The organism is Bradyrhizobium sp. PRIMUS42, from assembly GCF_023006515.1.
Taxonomy (GTDB): Bacteria; Pseudomonadota; Alphaproteobacteria; order Rhizobiales; family Xanthobacteraceae; genus Bradyrhizobium.
Genome location: NZ_JALBGZ010000906.1, coordinates 1 through 2,181 on the forward strand (window position 1 = coordinate 1; position 2,181 = coordinate 2,181).

Here is a 2,181-nt window from a genome sequence, read left to right on the forward strand (position 1 = left end):
CTGCGCACGATCGCGCCCGCTTCGCGCGCGGCCGCCCCGGGACGGGCGCGCGAATTGTTGTCGTAGACGTAGACCTCGGCCGAAGGCAGCGCCTTGCGGATATCGGCAATGACGGTCGCGACCGCCGCTTCCTCATTGTAGCAGGGCACCAGCACCGCGATGCGAAGTTGCGTTGAGGTCATCGCGACGGCACTCCGAGGCTTGCCGGCTCGCGCCGGAGCGGCGCGGCCTGCCGTGCCTGTTCCGGCTGCATCAGCCACGCGAACGAGACGCTCCACAGCGACAGCATCGCGATCGGCACAATGTAATAGGGCGTGAAGATCGGATGGCTCAGGAAGAAGACGAGGTTGACGACGAGATTGCCGGCGACGACGAACGCCGCCTGCCGCACGCTTCCCTCGCCCACCCGCAAGAGCCAGGCCGTAGAGCCGATCGCCAGGACGATCAGCACGAACTGCATGTCGTGCAGATACTGGCCGAGCACGGCGAGATCGAAGGCCGGCGCGACCACGTCGGCGCTGCCATAGGTGGTCGCCAGCGGGCTGCCGGCGTTGACGGCCTGGGCAATCAATGTCGGCGTCACGCCGACGAGCGCACCAACACCGAAGCCGAGGCCCTCCACGAAATCCGCGAGCGTCCGCGACCGCAGGAACGCAATCGCCAGGAACAGGCAATAACCGGCCATCAGCAGCGCGTTCGGCAATCTGAAACTGACGGACGCCCCCAGCAGAAGGCCAATCAGTGCAAGCAGCAGCACCCTGCGCTTGTGCCTCGTCAGCCACAGCGCGGTCAGAAATCCCGCGACGGCGCACAGCGCCATGGTCGGCGCGATCGAATAGCTCGCCTTCGCCGGGTTGACCATGAGGTAGATTGCCAGCGCGCCGAACAGGCCCGCGGCCACGGTCGACAGAAGCGTGCGCGCCATGAAGATGCCTGATAGCGCGAGGCCCCAAACGATCAGGTTTGCGGCAATGTAAAGCGGCACCACCTGATGGCCTTCCGGAAACAGCGCCAGCAGGAATCCGGTGCCCGGCGGATATTGTATGACGAGCTTGCCGCCCGGCATCGGGTTGTGGCACGGCCAGCGGGTCGGTTCCTCCCACTCGGCGTACGAAATTTCCTTCCACTTGCCTTTGGCATAACCATCGTAATCGAGCGCGGCATTGGTGTTGAGCCCACCGATGCCGAGGCGCTGGAATAGGTGCGCCTGCCGGAGATAGCAGATGTCGTCATAGACCCCGCGCGCCTCGGTCCAGCGCGACATCGTGGCGATGTTGCTGGCGAGGATCGCGAAGCAGATCAGACCGAAGGCGAATTTGGCGATCTTCATCCGGCGTCCGTGGCGGCCTTTTCGGGCTGCTTACTAGCACAGGCCGCCCTCAGCGCCACGTCGCAATCAAGGGCCGGCCGTCCAGCACTTCCGCGATCCGCAGCCGCGTGCCAGGCGTGGTGCCCTCGGGCAGCGCCGTGATCGGAAAGAACCGGCATTCGACGATCTCGCGGTTGGGCTCGGGCAGGCGCTCCTGCCTGAACTGCCTGACCACATAGACCGCGACGTGGTCGCGGCGGGAGACGTGGCTGTTGAGGAAGATGCCGTGCAGCGCGGCTGCTCCGGTGAGGTCGATATCACCCTCCTCCTTGAGCTCGCGCCGCATCGCCTGCTCCATGGTCTCGCCATGGTCGACGCCGCCGCCGGGGAGGTACCAGCCGCTGACGTAGCTGTGCCGGACCAGGAACACCCGGTTCTCGGCATCCAGCACCACGGCGCGGACGCCGAGCGTCATGCCGCGGACGACGAGGAAATAGGCGTGGAAGATTCGCCGCAGCAGCGGCTCGAATTTCCTGCGGACGCTGTTCAGACGATCTTCCATCAGGCTCCCATGAGGCCGCTGTCCCGGCCCCGCTTGCACGTTGCCTGGGACCTTGCCATTACAGTGGAGCAATAGCGAGGCAATCGCGCGCCATGACTCCCAACACGCTGGCCCCCTTCACACTCGCCCATCTGTCCGATCCGCATCTGCCGCCCTTGCCGAAGCCGCGGCTGATCGAGCTCGCCGGCAAGCGCGTGCTCGGCTATGTCAACTGGACGCGCAACCGCCACAAGTACCAGCGCCGCGAGGTGCTCGACGCGCTGGTCGCCGACATGAAGGCGCAGGCGCCCGACCACATCGCGGTGACGGG

General features: G+C 65.9%; 3 protein-coding genes and 1 pseudogene. 1 reads left to right on the top strand and 3 read right to left on the bottom strand.

Features of this window, described 5'->3' with window-relative positions; genetic code table 11:
- The 3 genes from MOV75_RS35465 to MOV75_RS35475 form a co-directional block, all read right to left on the bottom strand.
- Nucleotides 1-182: glycosyltransferase (locus MOV75_RS35465; protein WP_247007669.1), on the bottom strand; the 182-nt coding region annotated here is incomplete at its 3' end.
- On the bottom strand, nt 179-1,330 hold the full coding sequence (locus tag MOV75_RS35470) for a hypothetical protein (RefSeq protein ID WP_246930151.1): 1,152 nt from the start codon (nt 1,328-1,330) through the stop codon (nt 179-181). The genes MOV75_RS35470 and MOV75_RS35465, both read right to left, overlap by 4 nt.
- 49 nt (nt 1,331-1,379) lie before the next feature.
- Nucleotides 1,380-1,871: an NUDIX domain-containing protein gene (locus MOV75_RS35475; RefSeq protein WP_246930152.1), complete on the bottom strand. Its 492-nt coding sequence runs from the start codon at nt 1,869-1,871 to the stop codon at nt 1,380-1,382.
- Nucleotides 1,872-1,978: 107 nt separating this feature from the next.
- On the opposite strand from MOV75_RS35475, the pseudogene MOV75_RS35480 reads away from it, so the two are divergent.
- A pseudogene (locus tag MOV75_RS35480) lies at nt 1,979-2,181 on the top strand (metallophosphoesterase); the annotation flags it as partial.

Coding starts and splice junctions, on each gene's coding strand:
- MOV75_RS35475 (WP_246930152.1), bottom strand. CDS start 1,871: ATGGAAGATCGTCTGAACAGCGTCCGCAGGAAATTCGAGCCGCTGCTG.
- MOV75_RS35470 (WP_246930151.1), bottom strand. CDS start 1,330: ATGAAGATCGCCAAATTCGCCTTCGGTCTGATCTGCTTCGCGATCCTC.